This is a genomic window from Rhodococcus sp. MS13 (assembly GCF_013277835.1).
GTDB lineage: Bacteria > Actinomycetota > Actinomycetes > Mycobacteriales > Mycobacteriaceae > Rhodococcus_F > Rhodococcus_F erythropolis.
Genome location: NZ_VBTL01000004.1, coordinates 206,256 through 222,837 on the forward strand (window position 1 = coordinate 206,256; position 16,582 = coordinate 222,837).

At 61.9% G+C, this 16,582-nt stretch carries 14 protein-coding genes; 9 read left to right on the forward strand and 5 right to left on the reverse strand.

What is annotated here, in order from left to right; all coding sequences use genetic code 11:
* The first annotated feature begins 25 nt into the window (after nucleotides 1-25).
* The 7 genes from FEZ59_RS09355 (at nucleotide 26) to FEZ59_RS09385 (ending at nucleotide 7,531) form a co-directional block, all read left to right on the forward strand.
* Nucleotides 26-1,573: a long-chain-fatty-acid--CoA ligase gene (locus tag FEZ59_RS09355; protein ID WP_172932568.1), complete on the forward strand. Its 1,548-nt coding sequence runs from the start codon at nucleotides 26-28 to the stop codon at nucleotides 1,571-1,573.
* Nucleotides 1,574-1,598: 25 nt separating this feature from the next.
* Nucleotides 1,599-2,804 carry a TetR/AcrR family transcriptional regulator gene (locus FEZ59_RS09360; RefSeq protein ID WP_070795732.1) on the forward strand — a complete coding sequence of 402 codons (1,206 nt, stop codon included), beginning with the start codon at nucleotides 1,599-1,601 and terminating at the stop codon, nucleotides 2,802-2,804.
* A gap of 122 nt (nucleotides 2,805-2,926) precedes the next feature.
* Complete coding sequence (locus FEZ59_RS09365) at nucleotides 2,927-3,547, forward strand: malonic semialdehyde reductase (protein WP_020908996.1); 621 nt, start codon at nucleotides 2,927-2,929, stop codon at nucleotides 3,545-3,547.
* 315 nt (nucleotides 3,548-3,862) lie between these two features.
* Nucleotides 3,863-4,510, forward strand: a complete 648-nt coding sequence (locus FEZ59_RS09370) for an ABC transporter permease subunit (RefSeq protein ID WP_019745160.1) — start codon at nucleotides 3,863-3,865, stop codon at nucleotides 4,508-4,510.
* Entirely contained in the window at nucleotides 4,507-5,718 is a 1,212-nt protein-coding gene (locus FEZ59_RS09375; protein ID WP_007731456.1) for an ATP-binding cassette domain-containing protein, read from the forward strand. Before FEZ59_RS09370 ends, FEZ59_RS09375 begins: the two co-directional genes overlap by 4 nt.
* 41 nt (nucleotides 5,719-5,759) lie before the next feature.
* Nucleotides 5,760-6,539, forward strand: coding sequence for an ABC transporter permease (locus FEZ59_RS09380; protein WP_007731455.1), 780 nt, complete (start codon nucleotides 5,760-5,762; stop codon nucleotides 6,537-6,539).
* A complete protein-coding gene (locus FEZ59_RS09385) occupies nucleotides 6,536-7,531 on the forward strand; it encodes a glycine betaine ABC transporter substrate-binding protein (protein ID WP_019745161.1) in 996 nt (331 codons plus the stop codon). The genes FEZ59_RS09380 and FEZ59_RS09385 overlap by 4 nt, the downstream gene beginning before the upstream one ends.
* 27 nt (nucleotides 7,532-7,558) lie before the next feature.
* Here the strand turns inward: FEZ59_RS09385 and FEZ59_RS09390 are convergent, their stop codons facing one another.
* From FEZ59_RS09390 to FEZ59_RS09410, 5 genes are all read right to left on the reverse strand, one after another.
* On the reverse strand, nucleotides 7,559-8,335 hold the full coding sequence (locus FEZ59_RS09390; RefSeq protein ID WP_020908998.1) for a trans-aconitate 2-methyltransferase: 777 nt from the start codon (nucleotides 8,333-8,335) through the stop codon (nucleotides 7,559-7,561).
* 44 nt (nucleotides 8,336-8,379) lie between these two features.
* The gene (locus FEZ59_RS09395; protein ID WP_202022750.1) at nucleotides 8,380-9,426 is read right to left on the reverse strand and encodes a phosphatidylinositol-specific phospholipase C domain-containing protein; all 1,047 of its coding nucleotides are present in this window, start codon (nucleotides 9,424-9,426) and stop codon (nucleotides 8,380-8,382) included.
* 67 nt (nucleotides 9,427-9,493) lie between these two features.
* On the reverse strand, nucleotides 9,494-11,188 hold the full coding sequence (locus tag FEZ59_RS09400) for a class I adenylate-forming enzyme family protein (RefSeq protein ID WP_172932569.1): 1,695 nt from the start codon (nucleotides 11,186-11,188) through the stop codon (nucleotides 9,494-9,496).
* 42 nt (nucleotides 11,189-11,230) lie between these two features.
* Nucleotides 11,231-12,112, reverse strand: a complete 882-nt coding sequence (locus tag FEZ59_RS09405; RefSeq protein WP_134999074.1) for an acyl-CoA thioesterase domain-containing protein — start codon at nucleotides 12,110-12,112, stop codon at nucleotides 11,231-11,233.
* A 10-nt stretch (nucleotides 12,113-12,122) separates the two neighbouring features.
* Nucleotides 12,123-13,535, reverse strand: coding sequence for an MFS transporter (locus FEZ59_RS09410; RefSeq protein ID WP_134999073.1), 1,413 nt, complete (start codon nucleotides 13,533-13,535; stop codon nucleotides 12,123-12,125).
* 280 nt (nucleotides 13,536-13,815) lie between these two features.
* On the opposite strand from FEZ59_RS09410, the gene FEZ59_RS09415 reads away from it, so the two are divergent.
* On the forward strand, nucleotides 13,816-14,982 hold the full coding sequence (locus FEZ59_RS09415; protein ID WP_019745168.1) for a thiolase family protein: 1,167 nt from the start codon (nucleotides 13,816-13,818) through the stop codon (nucleotides 14,980-14,982).
* 37 nt (nucleotides 14,983-15,019) lie between these two features.
* The gene (locus FEZ59_RS09420) at nucleotides 15,020-16,552 is read left to right on the forward strand and encodes a long-chain fatty acid--CoA ligase (RefSeq protein WP_020970683.1); all 1,533 of its coding nucleotides are present in this window, start codon (nucleotides 15,020-15,022) and stop codon (nucleotides 16,550-16,552) included.
* Nucleotides 16,553-16,582: the final 30 nt, after the last annotated feature.

Sequence of the window (16,582 nt, forward strand, 5' to 3'; positions counted from 1 at the left end):
ACGTTTCCCGAAAGGAGCGGTCCCCATGTACTTGACTCAGTCTCTGCAACGATCAATGCAGCAACGCCCTGACCAGCCCATGACCGTATGTGGGGACCGTTTCCGCACCTGCGCCGAGGTCGGCGGGAGAGTAACCCGTCTTGCGGGCGCTTTCCGTGACCTCGGTGTGCAGGTAGGCGATCGCGTCGCGATACTGTCGCTCAACTCCGACCGCTATCACGAGTACTTCTTTGCCACCTGGTGGATGGGAGGCGCGGTCAATCCGCTCAACACCAGATGGAGCGCTGCCGAGATCGCTTTTGCGCTGGACGATTCCGATACACGAGTGCTGGTCGTCGACGACACCTTTCTGCCGCTACTCGACGAGGTACGGGTGTTGTTCCCACAGCTCGCCGTAGTGATACATGCCGGCGAACTGCCGACGCCGGCCGGCGCTCTCGACTACGAGAATCTGATCGCCTCGAGCGAACCCACACCGGACCTGCGACTCGGCGGTGACACCCTGGCCGGAATCTTCTATACCGGCGGAACCAGCGGTCACCCCAAGGGGGTCATGCTCACCCACGCCAACCTCGTGACGTCGAGCCTCGGCGCAGTGGCCAGTAACAGAACGCCTGGTACCGACGGCCTGGCTCTGATCACCGCCCCGATGTTTCATCTTGCGTCGCTGGCAAATTGGATCGGCCGTAACACTGTCGGGGCGACGTTGGTGATTCAGCCAAGTTTCGAACCGGCCACCGCACTGCGCTTGATCGAGCAGCACAAAGTTACGTCGATGCTGTTGGTACCCACGATGATTCAAATGCTGATTCGTCATCCGGACCGGACGAACCGGGACCTGTCCAGCATCCTGGCCGTGCAGTACGGTGCTTCCCCGATCTCCGAAACCTTGCTTCGGCAAGCGCAACAGGCTTTTCCGCAGGCAGCCTTCATGCAGGGGTACGGCATGACCGAGGCCGGACCCGGACTCACCAGCCTGAGCGCAGAAGATCACGTCGACGCGACCCGCCTGAAATCTGCCGGTCGGCCGATGGGACACGTCGAGATTCAGGTGGTCGACGAGAACGGCAACGAGCTTCCTCGCGGTGAGGTCGGCGAAATCATCGCCCGCGGCGGCAACATCATGTGCGGCTACTGGAATCGGCCGGAAGAAACACGATCGGCATTGCGCGACGGTTGGCTGTACACCGGCGACGGAGGCTACATGGACGAAGCCGGGTATCTCTTCGTCGTGGATCGGCTCAAGGACATGATCATCTCGGGTGGCGAGAACATCTATTCGACGGAGGTCGAAAACGCTCTGGCCACACATCCGGACGTAATCAGCTGCGCTGTGATCGGCGTACCCGACGATCAGTACGGCGAACGAGTCCACGCGGTCCTGGTCGTGCGTCCCGGGGTGTCTCTGACGTGCGAAGAAGTCCGCGCACACTCGAAGACGCTGATTGCCGGCTACAAGTCTCCGCGAAGTATCACCATCGTCGAGCAAATGCCCGTGTCCCCGGCTGGCAAGATACTCAAGAGAGAACTCCGCAGGCAGTTCTCCGACTTGGCAACCAGCACCATCACCTGACCACGCCACCGACCTCGAGGGCCCCATGACGATCGATACATCGGACGGCACACCTGCGGCCTCGCCGGACCGGCCGGCCGCGCCGAAAACGACCCCGAAGAAGACGTTGCGCCCACGCAACCGCAAGGCGCAGATCATCACCGTGGCTCGTGAACAGTTCGGCCGCTCGGGGTACCACAACGTCAGCATGGAAGGCATCGCGTCTGCGGTGGGCATCACCGCAGGCGCGCTGTACCGCCACTTCCCGAACAAGCAGGAACTCCTCGCGCAGGCAATGCTCGACGGCTCGTCTTCGATCCTCGCGATCCTCGACGAGGTCGATCGAACCGATTCCAAGGTGGTCTTCACGGCACTGGTTCGTTACGGACTCGACAACAACTTCCGTAGCCTTCTCTTCGATCAGGAGGCCCGTAACCTGACCCCCGAGCGCAGAACGGAGGCGCGTGCCGGAGTTCGGGAAGTCACGAGCCGGGTCGCAGCCGCCCTTCGACACGAGCGTCCCGACCTGTCGGTTCCCGATTCCGTCGTTCTGGGGTGGGCACTCACCAGTATCGCGTTCAGCCCCGCTCGACACCGCACGACGCTTCCGCGAAAGCGCTTCGAGGCATTGTTGGCCAGGTTGTTCGATGTCGTTCGTACCGCTCCGGTCCTTCCCGAGGAGCCGGCGGCACAGCCCCAGCCGACTTCGAACTTCAGCCACACTTCGCGTCGCGAAAGTTTGATGGGCGCCGCAATCACGCTGTTCGATCAACGCGGCTACCGATCCGTGACAATGGACGACATCGGCAGCGCCGCCGGTGTTCCGAGTTCGAGCATCTACACCCATTTCGGAAGTAAAGCCGAAGTGCTGCAAGCAATTCTGGCCCGCGGGAACGAAACACTCCGACTCGGCCTGGTCCAGGCTTTGAGGAACGCAGACTCACGGGAAGACGCGATTGCCCGCGTCGTACATTCGTACACCAATTCGGTGATCTCACCTGACAGCGCGATTGCCATTCTCATCGAAGAAACAGCGAACTTGCCCGAAGAAGCGCAGGCCTCGACGCACATTGCACAACGCGAGTACATCGACGAGTGGGTACACCTGCTCGGTAACGAAACCGCGGATGCACGGGCGACGGTGTTGGCAACCATCAGCATGATCAACGACCTCACGCGCGTCCGACTCGAATCACGACAGTGCGCGATCGAGGATCTGGCGGTGAGGATTCTCGCCACCCAGACGGTCTGACTCGTCACTCCCCAGCGCTGAACCCTACGACTGGTGCTACCGTATCCAAGTACTTTCTTTTTACTAGCAACTAGCTTTACCGGGTAACGCTCGGATGAGCTACAACGGAAACGGAACCACCGATGTCACTCGACGCAGCCACCCCATTTACCGCACAGCAGCTCGACGCAGCCGGCCGTGAACTGCTCTTCACAGCAGCCCGCACGGCAAACTCCTTCTCCAACGAACCGGTCACCGACGACGAACTGACTGCGATCTGGGAGCTCGCGAAGTGGGCACCGACCGCGGCCAACACCAATCCACTGCGCGTGCTGTTCGTGCGTACGGAGGAGGGCAAAGCGCGCCTCGTCGAGCACATGTCCGACGGCAACAAGGCCAAGACCGCATCGGCGCCTGCTGTCGCGGTTCTTGCCGTTGACACCAAGTTCTACGAGCACATTCCGGCACTGTTCCCCATCCGTCCGGAGATGAAGGACTACTTCGAGTCCGACGACGCTGCCGCCACATCGAGCAGCAAGTTCAACGCCGCACTGCAGGCTGGTTACGTGATCCTCGCGATTCGGGCGCAGGGCCTGGTCGCCGGCCCGATGGCCGGCTTCGACGCCGACGGCATCGACGGCGAGTTCTTCGCGGACGGACGCTTCAAGACCACCCTGGTGGTCAACATCGGCCATCCCGGCGAGAACCCGTGGTTCGACCGTCTGCCGCGGCTGTCCAATGAGGATGCGCTCAGCTGGGCCTGAGGCCGATTCGTACAGTTCCCACAATGCGGGAGGGTTCTCCGGAGCCCTCCCGCATGGCTGTCTCGAGCGTTTACTGTCTCCAGCACGTTTCAACTCCGCACGCAGTGGGTACCTACCCGCGTCCCGCAAAATCTCACGTCCAGAACAACATCCGACACGCTGCAATCGGAATTAGTTGCAGTATCTCAGTTTTTGGACGACAGTCGAGGGAAACCCTCGGCCTACGGAGGCTGCGGGGAAAGCCCTTGTGCGCCGGTCGGTGTCGAGGGAAGACGTTCGAGCGAGCAGAAGTCCGAAGAAAGTGGGTTCGGAAATATGGGCGCCCTATGGGATTTTGTCGTTGCACGACGACAACAATTGATGACCGACTCGTACCTACATGTTTCAGCAGTTATCCAGTCCGTGATCATCGCGACGATTGCCGCCGTGATCATCGGCATTCTCGTCTACCGGAGCCCGGCGGGATCCTCCATCGCTACGGCGTTGGCCAGCACGATCCTGACGGTTCCTTCATTCGCCCTCCTCGGACTGCTCATTCCGATTCTCGGTCTCGGCGTCGCTCCCACGATCACCGCGTTGATCTTGTATGCCCTGCTCCCGATCATTCGGAACACGATCATCGGTCTGGATGCGGTCAACCCGGCGATCACGGACGCAGCCCGCGGTGTCGGAATGAATCGCATGCATGTTCTGAGTCGAATCGAGCTGCCGATCGCGTGGCCGTCGATCCTCACCGGCATGCGGGTCAGCACACAGATGCTCATGGGCATCCTGGCCATCGCGGCGTACGCCAAGGGTCCTGGTCTGGGAAACCTGATCTTCTCCGGACTCTCGCGCGTCGGTAGCCCGAACGCTGTTCCTCAAGCGCTGGTCGGCACCGTACTGATCGTCATTCTCGCTCTGATTCTCGACGGAATCTACGTCGTCATCGGTCGTCTCACTACTTCGAAGGGGCTGCAATGACTGAAACCATTCCGTCTGACGTATCCACAGATCAGAAGGTATCCGGGGTCGAGATCGTTCTCGAATCCGTGACCAAGCGTTACCCGGGCCAGAAAGCTGCAGCGGTGGACAATGTTTCACTCACTGTTCCGGCCGGTGAGATCGTGGTCTTCGTCGGACCTTCGGGTTGCGGCAAGACGACGACGATGCGCATGATCAACCGTCTGATCGAACCCACCTCGGGCAAGATCACCATCGACGGCAAGGACGCGCTGTCCATCGACCCGGACAAGCTTCGCCGCGGCATCGGCTACTCGATTCAGCAGGCAGGATTGTTCCCGCACTTCACCATTGCGAAGAACGTCGCGACGGTGCCCGGCCTCATCGGTTGGGACAAGAAACGTATCGCAGCTCGCACCGACGAGATGCTCGACCTCGTCGGCCTCGATCCCGATACCTATCGCGACCGCTACCCTCGCCAGTTGTCCGGTGGCCAGCAACAGCGTGTGGGCGTGGCGCGGGCGCTGGCTGCCGATCCCCCTGTCTTGTTGATGGACGAGCCTTTCGGTGCCGTCGACCCGATCACCCGCGGCCTGCTGCAGGACGAACTGATGCGTCTGCAGTCGGAGTTGGGTAAGACCATCGTCTTCGTCACCCACGATTTCAACGAGGCAGTCAAACTCGGTGACCGTATTGCCGTGCTGGGCAATCAGTCCAGCATCATGCAGTACGACACTCCGGAGGCGATTCTCGCCAATCCCGCAAACGACATGGTCGCGGGATTTGTCGGGGCGGACGCCTCGCTCAAGCAGCTGACCCTGACACGCGTGCGCCAGATCAAACTCAAGCAGTGCCTCACCGCCCGCGAAACCGATTCGGTCGATGATTTGAGAACCGCACTCGCAGCGCGTAAGTGGAAGTGGGCCCTGATTCTCGATCAGCGTGGACGGCCGCTTCGCTGGGTCTCGCCCGGCCACCTCGCCCATGCGTCGACGCTTCGAGGTGTCGGTAACGAGATCGGCGAAGCCGTGTCCATCCAGTCCACCCTGCAGGATGCCTTGGAGGCTCTTCTCGCCGAAAGCAATGCGTCCACTGTGGTCACCGGACGGCGCGGCGAGTATGTCGGTCTCATCACCATCGACACACTGGTCAGCCATCTCTCCGAGATGCGCGAGGAGCATGCGCACGACCACGACGAAGAGCCAGACACCGAGAACGTCGAGGGTTGAACATGACTGCCACGACAGAGGAGCGCGTCTCCGCGCCTGAGATGGAACCGGACGCCCCCGATCTGGGTGCGGCCGAGAACGCCGCCACGCGCCGTGCGGAACGGATGCGACTGTATGTGCAACCGGTCATCGTCCTGATCCTGGTTGCGGGCGTGTTGATCTGGGCATTCAGCCGAGATCTCAACGCGACGCAGAAGGCGAGCATCAATCTCGACAACATCGTCACACTGACCTGGCAGCACGTACTGATCACGGCCGCCGTGGTCATCATCGTCGTCGCCATCGCAGTTCCACTCGGAACTCTGCTGACCAGGCCGAAATTCACCCGATTGGCACCGTTCTTCGTGGGGATAGCCAACATCGGAGCCGCGGCGCCTGCCATCGGCCTGCTCGTGCTGTTCTATCTCGCAACAAGAACGACGGGCTTCTGGATCGGCGTATTTCCCATCGCGTTCTATTCGCTGCTCCCGGTGCTGCGCAACACCATCCTCGGCTACCAGCAAGTGGACAAGACCTTGATCGATGCCGGGCGCGGGCAGGGAATGTCTTCGCTCACGGTCCTGCGTCAACTCGAATTCCCGATGGCCGTCCCGTACATCCTTGCAGGACTGCGCACTTCGCTCGTTCTGGCAGTCGGCACCGCGACGCTGTGCTTCCTGGTCAGTGCCGGCGGGCTCGGCATTCTGATCGACACCGGATACAAGCTCCGCGACAACGTCACCCTCGTGGTCGGTGCCGTATTGGCGGTGTCGTTGGCCTTGCTGATCGACTGGCTCGGCGCGCTCGCCGAAACTTATCTCGGGCCCAAGGGATTACGATGACCAAGACTTCGATCACCAGAACGTGGGGCTGGAAAGTCGCGGTTGCCACGATCGGCCTCACACTTGTCGCTTCCTGTGGCCTCGAGTCCGGTGGCGCACTGCCCCTGGCTGTCGGTCCCGGCAGCATCGAGCCGGTTCCGGAGCTCGAGGGTGTGAAGATGACCGTCGGCTCCAAGGACTTCACCGAGCAGATCGTGCTCGGATACGTCATCGAATTCGCGATGGCCGCTGCGGGCGCAGATGTTCGAGATCTCACGAACATCCAGGGCTCGAACAGCACCCGTGACGCACAGTTGAACGGGCAGATCGACCTTGCGTACGAGTACACCGGGACCGGCTGGATCAACTACCTCGGCAACGAGACTCCTCTTCCCGATTCGCAGGCGCAGTTCGAGGCCGTCCGTGATGCGGACCTTGCTGCGAACGACATGGTGTGGACCGATCCGGCGCCGATGAACAATACGTATGCATTGGCGATGAGCAAGGAGACCGCTGAGAAGACCGGTGTCAAGACGGTTTCCGACTACGCGAAGTTGGTCGAATCCGATCCCGGCGCCGCGGTGACGTGCGTCGAGACCGAGTTCAACGTCCGCCAGGACGGATACCCCGGCCTGGCAGCGAAATACGGTTTCGACGCCTCGCGTGCTCAACGCCAGATCCTGCAGACCGGCATCATCTACCAGGCCACAGCCGACAGCGATCAGTGCAAGTTCGGCGAGGTGTTCACCACCGACGGTCGCATCATCGCACTCGATCTCGTTCTGCTCGAAGACGATCTGCAGTTCTTCCCGAAATACAATCCGGCATTGGTCATGAAAAAGGACTTCGCGGAAGCACATCCGGAGGTTGCCGAAGTCATGGCGCCGATCTCGGAGAAACTGACCAACGAGGTGATGACCGAGCTCAACCGGCAGGTCGACGTCGACGGCAAGGAGCCGGCGGACGTGGCTCGCGACTGGCTGGTCTCGGAAGGCTTTGTCACCGCTGAGTGATCGGCGGACCGCAGCACAGCCGAGTAGTTACCGCTTGCGTCCCACGCAGAACACCCGCCGGAACGGAAACAGCGTTCCGGCGGCTGTTGCGGGATACGCCTCCCGCAGCAGATCCGAATACTGGCGCTCGAACTCCGGAGCGTCGGCCTCGCCGAGAACGTCCAGCACCGGCCGAAGTCCAGTCCCCCGAACCCATCCGAGCACCGGATCAGCACCGGCCAGCACGTGTACGTACGTCGTCTCCCAGGCGTCGACGTCGAATCCGTGCTCCTGCAGACGCTGCGCGTACGCAACCGGACTGTCGACGCCTTCCGGGCCGCGTAGGACGCCACCCAGTCGCTCGCTCCATTCCGCGGACTCCGCGAGGCTTCGCATGAGCGCATGTGACGGTGCATCGAAGTTTCCCGGAACCTGCCACGCCAGCCACGACCCGGATGCCAGGGTGTCCGCCCACTGGTCGATCAGCTCGCGGTGGCTCGGAACCCACTGCAATGCAGCGTTACTGACGACCACGTCGTAACCCGTGGCATCGAAGGACATGATGTCCCCCAACTCGACGGTGACGTTTCCCGGTAGGTCTGTCGGGGCCTGCGCCACCATTTCGGGAGACGAGTCGAATCCGGATACCGAGGCGTCCGGCCATCGTTCCCCCAGCATCGCGGTCAAGCTACCTGATCCGCAGCCGAGGTCGGCTACCCGCGTCGGGTCTTCGGTCGCCACCCGTGACACCAGGTCCACGAACGGGCGTGACCGCTCACCCGAATAGCGGCCGTAGACTTCGGGATTCCACGTGACAGTGCGCATGAACCCATCCTGCACCCTGTTCCTGAGAATTGCCGCCCTCTAGATCACCGACGCGGCACCACGGTGGACAGTACGTTCGGCAACCTCGACCAGTCCGCGGTGATGTAACTTGCGTGATCACCCGCCAACCGGTCGAGACGCTCGCTCGCCTCGGCTTCGGTGGCGTGCGCACCGTCGATCTGTGGAGCGACCTTGTGCGCGTCGGTCATGACGAGCAGGTAGCCACGATCGTGGTACCACTGCGGATCCACAACGCCCGAGGTGTAATCGAGGGCGTCGCCGTCGAAGATCACGAACCACGGGCGGATGCCCGGGTCGGCGTAACGGTCGATTCGTGGGTCTCCCGGTGACGCCCGGTGAACAGCGGGAAAGGCGGCGCCGAGTTGGACGAGTCCGGCAGCGGACAGATCTCGCAAGTGCGTCGCGTACTGCCGGTCGGTCCACTCCGTGTCGAGCGGGTTTCCCTCCTCGATCGTTCCCGGAATCAGCTCGAACAGAAATTTGCCGCTCATCTCGGACATGGTCGGCCATCCACGGTCGGTGACGGCGGCATCCGGGGTCGAGTAGGACTCACCCATCAGATCGGATGGAGTGAAGACCGCGTCGCCGAGAGTCCCGAGGATCAAGGCGTCGAGATCGGCAGGTCCGCGTCCGTAGCCGGTGGTGAAACCGTCCTTGAGTTCCAACTTGATCATCACCGGAGGATGCTCGGGGTCGGCTTCGTGCCACGCCCGCATATCTGCCAGGCATCCGCGCAGTCCCTGATCTCGCTGACCACTTCGCAACCCGGATGCGTCCTGCGCACCGACGCAGTTGCTGTCACTCACCACCGGATTCATGTGCGAGACACGCCAGTCCGGACCACCGCCGTTGGTCCACAGATCCAATTCGAGCAGCGAGGCCCCGGAGTCCAAAGCGTCGGCGAAGTACGGAAACGTCGCCTTCTCGTAGGAGTTGTGGACGCCGACGGACGTGGTCTCGGAGAACGAGCGAGCTCGGTCCGCAGTCGTCTCGGCACCGACGGTGGAAGCCGAGACGACCGAGACGACCGCCGCGAATGCACTCACACCGGCTACCAGAATTCCACGCATGTTCGACACTCTCGCAGAAATCACGCCGCTGCAGGACGGAATCGGAAGAGACAACTGGACGAACGTCCTAGGCTGTGTCGACGGTAAGACTGTTCCGCAATACGTTTTTCTGTATTTTTCCCGTTGCGGTGACAGGCAGCCGGTCGACGAATCTGATCGAACGAACCTTCTGATACGGAGCCACCTTCGCGGCCACGTAGTCCGTCAATTCCCGTTCCAGCAATTGCAGGTCCGATGCAGATTCGGACGCGAAGTCGCGGTTCAATTGAACGAAGGCCGTCACACGCTCGCCGACCACCGGCACCTTTTCGCCGACGACGGCTGCCTGCGCAACGGCAGCATGCGAACACAGAATCTCTTCGAGCGGCTGCGGATACACGTTGTAGCCCTTGTAGATGATCATGTCCTTCGATCGCCCGACCAGAAACAGGTGCCCCGCATCGTCCAGCCGCCCCATGTCGCCGGTCGCGAGCCAACCATCGCGAAACTGAACCGCGGTCAGCTCCGGCTGGCTCTGGTATCCGTCGGTGATCTGGGGCCCGCGGGCCCAGACCTCACCGACCTCGCCGGGCCCGAGGACTGCCGAATTCTCGTCTCGGATCTCGAGTTCGGTGTCGAAGATTGCGACACCGACACTGTCCGGCGGCGTCGCGACATCACTGTTCAAAGGCGCACCGGTCAGGCCCATCGTCGCTTCGCTCAGGCCGTATCCCTCCGTGACCCAGGCGTTGCCGAAGATCGTTTGAAGGCTCCGCAGCGATGTCGTGTCGAACGGGGCTGCGCCGGAGTTGATCGCACGCACGGAGGACAAGTCGTGCGCTCCGATCCTGCTGCTCGCCAACAATGCGTAGTACATCGCAGGCGAACCGGTGATGTGCGTGACGCCGAGGCGCTCGATGTCTGCCAACATCCGGTCCGGATCGAAGCGGCCGGTGAAGACAACGGTCGATCCGAGCAGCGTACTGACGTTCTGTCCGACCAAGCCCAGACCGTGGAAGAGGGGCGCCACTGCGATGTTGACGCCTTCGCCAGGCACCAGCGCGTGAGGACCGCGATCGACGGTCGACTGCATGCGAAGCCCACCGAATTCGTCGAGTTCGGTGAGAAGTCCCGATCGCCAGGACGCCATCTGGATGACATTCGAAACCAGGTTACGGTTAAGTACGCGAACAGCTTTGGAGCGTCCGGTCGTACCACCGGTCAGCTGCAGATGGGCGACGAGCTCCGGATCGACGCGGTACGACACCAACGGCTGCGCTTGCAGTAGATCGCCGAATGCACGAACGCCCTCTGGCAGAACCGTTTCGGTCGCCGGCGCCGAGGGTGTCGCGGATACGCACACCACTGCGTCGACGCACTGCGCGTCCGCTGCCAGAACGATGCCGACGGTTTCGGGGTGCGAGATGACCACCCGGGCCTTCACATCGTCCAACTGATCGCGGAGACCGGCGGGCGGGAGAGTCGGATTGACCGGCGCCACAGCAGCACCCGCACACAACGCACCGTAGTACGCCACGACGTACCACAGGTTGTTCGCCATATGGAGCGCCACGACGTGCCCCGGTTGCACTCCGAGTGCACGCAATCCCCCGGCCGCTCGTTGTGCACGATCATGCAACTCGGCGAAGGTGAGTGCAAGGGCGCCGTCTTGCAACGCGATTCGATCAGGGTAAGCGCGCGCAGCTCCCGCGAGAACTGCGTCGATTCCCGTCGTCGGATAGTCGAGGCACCGAGGCATATCGGTCGGCCAGGCGAGCGTCATGAGTAGAACCTCCAGCTGTTCGGAATGGATGGAAAGAATCTTCTAGTCGAGTCGGCGAACCAGCGACTCTTGGACAACAGTGGCTACCAAATCTCCTTCCCTACTCCAGAAGTGCCCACTCGACAGTCCGCGCCCGTCGCAGGACGATGGGCTGCTCTGCGAGAAGAGCATCCAGTCGTCAGCGCGGAAGGGTCGATGGAACCACACAGCGTGATCGAGGGAAGTCACGATCGCCCTGGATTGACCCTTGAGCATCGAGCGATGCGGTTGGATGTCCAGTGACGCTGTCGACGCCAATGTCATGTCGGAGCCGTACGTGAGGGCGCAGACGTGAAGCAACGGATTGTCGGGCAAGGCTCGAGCGGGTTTGAGCCACACCGTCTGCTCTGAAAGTCCCGGTACTGCACGGTGGTCCGATACCCGATCCTGCGGAACGAAGCGCAGGGACATCACTCGCACTGTTGTCGCGGCCTGGTACTCCTCAGGCCGCTCTTGCGCCCAGTGCTCGTACGGATCCGGAAGTTCCTCGGGTGGCGGCACTTCGGGCATCGTCAACTGCCGATCCGCGCCGCCTTCGGGCAGTTTGAAGGAGGCCGACGACGTGAAGATCGGTTCGCCATCTTGTCTCGCAGTGACTCGACGGGAGCGATACGACCGCCCGTCTCGGAGTCGTTCCACCTCGTAGACGATCGGTTTGGTGGGATCGCCCGCGCTGAGGAAATAACCGTGCAGCGAATGCGCAAGATTTTCCGGTGGAACGGTACAGCCGGCGGCGGTCAGAGCCTGAGCCGCCACCTGCCCGCCGAACGCCCTCATCGGATGCCCGGCATGGCAGTAGCCGCGAAAATCGTTGCTGCTCAACTCTTCCAAAGTGAGTAGGCTCTCGAAGTCAGGCGAAACATGATGATCGAGTACGAAGGTCATCGAGATCGGCCTATCGGGCAGCAACAACAGGAGCGTTGGGGCGCACCAAGTTCTTGTCACGGGCAGGGTCGATGATGACGATGCCGACAACGGCCACGACGAGTGCAACCCCACCGAGGATCTGGAAGGCGGTCGCGTAGCCGTCACCACCGTCGCCGGTCGCATCGACGATGCGTCCCATCATGTACGGCGCGATGAAACCACCGAACGCCATGAGCGACAGGAACACCCCGAGTACCCCGGAAATTTGCTTCGGCGGGCACAATTCGCTCACACAGGCATTGAGAAGCGGCAGCACCGGAGTGCATATCGCATAGCCCAAGGACACCATGAACACAGCCATGACGGGCGCACTGACGAACGGCAGGAAGACCAACATCGTGCCGCCGATCAGCATGCCGACCGCAGGAAAGACCACCCGAGCAGCCCGCATGCTGACGCCTTTGGTGATGAGCCTGTCACTGAGCCACGTGCTGCTCAACATGATCACAAGGCCGATGAGGCTGGGGATGGAGAACATGGAACCGGCCTGGAGCCGTGAATAACCAAGGCCCAGTTCGAAATACGACGGCAACCAGGTGAGGACCACTGCTGCGAGTGCATAGGCGGCTGCAATGAGCAGAACTCCGCCGATGAAGGTGCGGGTACGGAAGATGTGCAGCCAGGGCACAGCCGGCTCAGCGTCGGTCGTGGGCGCCGTTGCCGTTGCCGATGCCGATGCCGATGCCGGATCCGAGTCTTCAGGGCCCGATTCTTCAGGGCGCGAGTCGACGCTATCGGCCTTACCCGAGTTGCCACTGCGGCCGTACGGACCTTCCTTCCACATTGCCAGCCACAGCACAGCCCACAACAGACCCGCGATCGCCAATGCGACCAGCGCAGAACGCCAACCCCAGGTGACGGCCACGTACGCGAGGATGGGTGCGATCGCAATCTTCGCGATCGACGCCGAGCAGGTCAGGACGGCTCCCGGCAGTCCGCGTCGCGCCGGCGCATGCCAGGAGTACGCGGCGGAGAACAGCAGGGGCGAGTTGGGTCCTTCGGCGAAGCCGAGAATCATCCGACTCACCAGCAGGGTCACGAAGCTGGCCGAGAGAATGAGCGGCAACATCGCCACGGACCACAGGACGACCAGCAGGACGAGCGCCCAGCGCAGTCCGAGCCACTTGTCGAGAGCGCCCGAGAACAAGCCACCGAGCGAGAGCATCAGAAAAAAGGCACTACCGGTCAGACCGATATCCGAAGCGGAGAGTCCCAACTCCTTGGCCAAGGGCTGAGCGATGATGCCGAGAACTGCTTTGTCGGCGAAGTTGATGACATACATGGCGACCAGCACGCTGGTCATCCCCCAGGCCACTGTCCTGGATTCGCCTGCTTCTCCGAGCTTGGCCCGAGGCCGGTTCACCTGCTGTTCGAGTACCACTAAATCTCCTTAAACTGGTAAGGGAAGATTCGCCACGACTTCGCCGTTGGCGCCCGACATGCCCGATTCGGTGATGGGCGTCACATTGCCTGCTGGGCAGGATTCAATCACTAAAATAGCTTCCTAGCAAGCAGTTCAATGAATAATGTGAATTTGCCATAACTAGATGCAGGGTCAATGATCGAAATGGATCGACATCCAAACAAAAGTTATTGGTAATTCACTTATCTGTCCAACCACAAAGACGCCGACCTCGAAGTCGGCAACGAAGGAGCACGCCATGAACGACGCCGTCATCGTCGACGCAGTTCGCACACCGATCGGAAAGCGGAACGGAGGGCTGTCCGGGATTCACCCCGTCGACCTGTCCGCACATGTCCTTCGCGCCCTCACCGAACGCAACGACCTGGATCCGAGCACAGTCGACGACGTCTTGTGGGGTTGCGTCAGCCAGGTTGGTGAACAAGCCGGCGGCGTCGGCCGATACGCCGTACTCGCCGCGGGTTGGCCCGAATCGGTCACCGGTGTGACCGTGGACCGGGCTTGCGGATCCTCGCAGCAGTCCTTGCATTTCGCCGCGGCCGGAATCATCAGTGGCCACTACGACATCGCCGTCGCCGGAGGCGTCGAGAGCATGAGCCGCGTCCCAATCGGCTCGGCACGCAGCGCCACCCAATTCGGCAAGCCGTTCGGCCCGCTGGTCCGCAAGCGATACAACGGAGTGGAATTCAACCAGGGTGTGGGCGCAGAAATGATCGCCGAGAACTTCGGGCTGACCCGAACGCAGCTGGATCAGCACGCTCTCGATTCCCACGAGCGAGCTGGCGCGGCAATCGACTCGGGCGCATTCGAGAGTCAGATCAGCCCGGTGAAGACCACGGCCGAAGACGGCACCGTGTCCATGGTCGACACCGACGAGGGGGTCCGGCGCGGATCGACTCTCGAGCGATTGGCTGCGCTCCCTACCCCGTTCAAGGACGACGGACGTATCACCGCTGCCAACTCGTCACAGATCTCCGACGGCGCCGCTGCGCTTCTGGTCACCAGCAGCGAATTGGCGGCTCGCAGAGGGTGGAAGCCCATCGCCCGGGTCCACACCGTGGCATTGGCAGGCGTCGACCCGATCACCATGGCTACCGGTCCCATTCCGGCCACCGCCAAGGTCCTCGAGCGTTCGGGGCTGTCACTGTCCGACATCGGGGCATTCGAGATCAACGAGGCTTTCGCTTCGGTCACTCTGGCTTGGCTGCAGGCGACCGGCGCCGACTATGCCAAGCTCAACCCTCTCGGCGGCGCGATGGCACTCGGTCATCCTCTCGGCGGTTCGGGCGCACGTCTGACGACCACCCTCGTACACCACATGCGCGACAACGGCATTCGGTACGGATTGCAGTCGATGTGCGAGGCTGGCGGTCAGGCCAATGCCATGATCCTGGAACTGATCTGAATCAGGCCACGCGCCCCGGACTCCTTGGAGGAAGCACATGCAACTGACTCAATTCGTTCACCGATCCATGCGAGCAGCCCCGGAAACCCCGATGACAGTGTTCGGAGATCGAGTCCGAAGCTGCCGACAATCGGTCGAACGAATCACGAAGCTGGCGGGCGGGTTGCAGGCGATGGGCCTGCAACCCGGCGATCGCGTCGCGATTCTGGCATTGAATTCCGACTGGTACCACGAGGCGCTCGTCGCCTGTTGGTGGTCGGGAGCGGTGGCGAGTCCCGTCAACACCCGTTGGAGCCCAGCGGAAATCACTTACGCACTCGAGGATTCCGGCTCGACCTTCCTGCTGGTCGACGACAACTTCGCTCCCGCCGCGAGCGCCCTCCGCGAATCGTGCCCAAGTCTGGCGACTGTGATCTACTGCGGCGAAGGACAGGCCCCCGAGGGAATGCTCGACTACGAACGGGTGATCTCGGAATCGGTACCTGTCGCCGATCTACGCGTCGGCGGCGACACCCTGGCACTCCTGCTGTACACCGGTGGTACGACGGGCGTACCGAAAGGTGTGATGGTCAGCCATCGATCGCTGATCACCTCTGCCTTGGGCACACTCGCCGCAGGAAATGTCGCTGTCAGTGGTGGAGTGAACCTAGCGGTCAACCCTCTGTTCCACATCGCTGGGATCGTCGGGTGGCTGGCCCAGTCGCTGATGGGTGGCACTCAGGTCTTCCTGTCGAGATTCAGTCCGGGCATATTCCTCGAAGCAGTTGACCGCCATCGGCCGACGACCGTCGGCCTGGTCCCGACGATGCTTCAGATGTTGATCTCGCACGAGGACACGGCTTCCTACGATCTGACCAGTGTTCGAGTCCTGAGGTACGGCGCCTCCCCCATTTCTCCGACGCTTCTGGGGCAAGTCATGCAGATGTTCCCCAACAGCGCCTTCGCGCAGGGCTACGGGATGACGGAGACCGCCCACATCAGTGTTCTCAGCCCCGCTGATCATCTGGAAGGCGGCGAGTTGCTCCGTAGCGCCGGTCGCATTCTCCCGCACTGCGAGGTCCGGATCGTCGATCCGGCAGGCACGGAACTGCCTCCGGGTGAGGTAGGCGAAATCGTCACGTTCGGCAGCCACATCATGCTCGGATACTGGAACAAACCGATCGAGACCGCCGAGGTACTACGCGACGGCTGGATGCACACGGGCGATGCGGGATACCTCGACGAGCGCGGTTACCTGTTCATCGTCGATCGCATCAAGGACATGATCGTCACCGGAGGCGAGAACGTCTACTCCACCGAGGTCGAAAACGCCTTGGCTCGACATGAATCCGTGGCAGCGTGCTCTGTCATCGGCCTACCCGATTCCCAGTGGGGCGAACGCGTACATGCCGTGGTCGTCCTTCGAGCGGATTCGAACGTCGACGTCGACGCATTGCGCGCGCATGTGAAGACACTCATCGCCGGGTACAAGGTTCCTCGCTCCTTCCAGTTCGTCGATGCGTTGCCGGTCAACGGTGCCGGCAAGGTACTCAAACGCGATCTGCGTGCCCTGGCCGCCACGTCGGACTAGTCTGTCCTCTCCACCAGGCTCGGGAATCAC

Bases quoted from the DNA above. Each gene is read 5' to 3' on its own strand.
- FEZ59_RS09380 (WP_007731455.1), top strand. From the start codon at position 5,760: ATGGAACCGGACGCCCCCGATCTGGGTGCGGCCGAGAACGCCGCCACG.
- FEZ59_RS09390 (WP_020908998.1), bottom strand. From the start codon at position 8,335: ATGCGCACTGTCACGTGGAATCCCGAAGTCTACGGCCGCTATTCGGGT.
- FEZ59_RS09375 (WP_007731456.1), top strand. From the start codon at position 4,507: ATGACTGAAACCATTCCGTCTGACGTATCCACAGATCAGAAGGTATCC.
- FEZ59_RS09400 (WP_172932569.1), bottom strand. From the start codon at position 11,188: ATGACGCTCGCCTGGCCGACCGATATGCCTCGGTGCCTCGACTATCCG.
- FEZ59_RS09415 (WP_019745168.1), top strand. From the start codon at position 13,816: ATGAACGACGCCGTCATCGTCGACGCAGTTCGCACACCGATCGGAAAG.
- FEZ59_RS09385 (WP_019745161.1), top strand. From the start codon at position 6,536: ATGACCAAGACTTCGATCACCAGAACGTGGGGCTGGAAAGTCGCGGTT.
- FEZ59_RS09405 (WP_134999074.1), bottom strand. From the start codon at position 12,112: ATGACCTTCGTACTCGATCATCATGTTTCGCCTGACTTCGAGAGCCTA.
- FEZ59_RS09420 (WP_020970683.1), top strand. From the start codon at position 15,020: ATGCAACTGACTCAATTCGTTCACCGATCCATGCGAGCAGCCCCGGAA.
- FEZ59_RS09355 (WP_172932568.1), top strand. From the start codon at position 26: ATGTACTTGACTCAGTCTCTGCAACGATCAATGCAGCAACGCCCTGAC.
- FEZ59_RS09370 (WP_019745160.1), top strand. From the start codon at position 3,863: ATGGGCGCCCTATGGGATTTTGTCGTTGCACGACGACAACAATTGATG.
- FEZ59_RS09365 (WP_020908996.1), top strand. From the start codon at position 2,927: ATGTCACTCGACGCAGCCACCCCATTTACCGCACAGCAGCTCGACGCA.
- FEZ59_RS09360 (WP_070795732.1), top strand. From the start codon at position 1,599: ATGACGATCGATACATCGGACGGCACACCTGCGGCCTCGCCGGACCGG.
- FEZ59_RS09395 (WP_202022750.1), bottom strand. From the start codon at position 9,426: ATGCGTGGAATTCTGGTAGCCGGTGTGAGTGCATTCGCGGCGGTCGTC.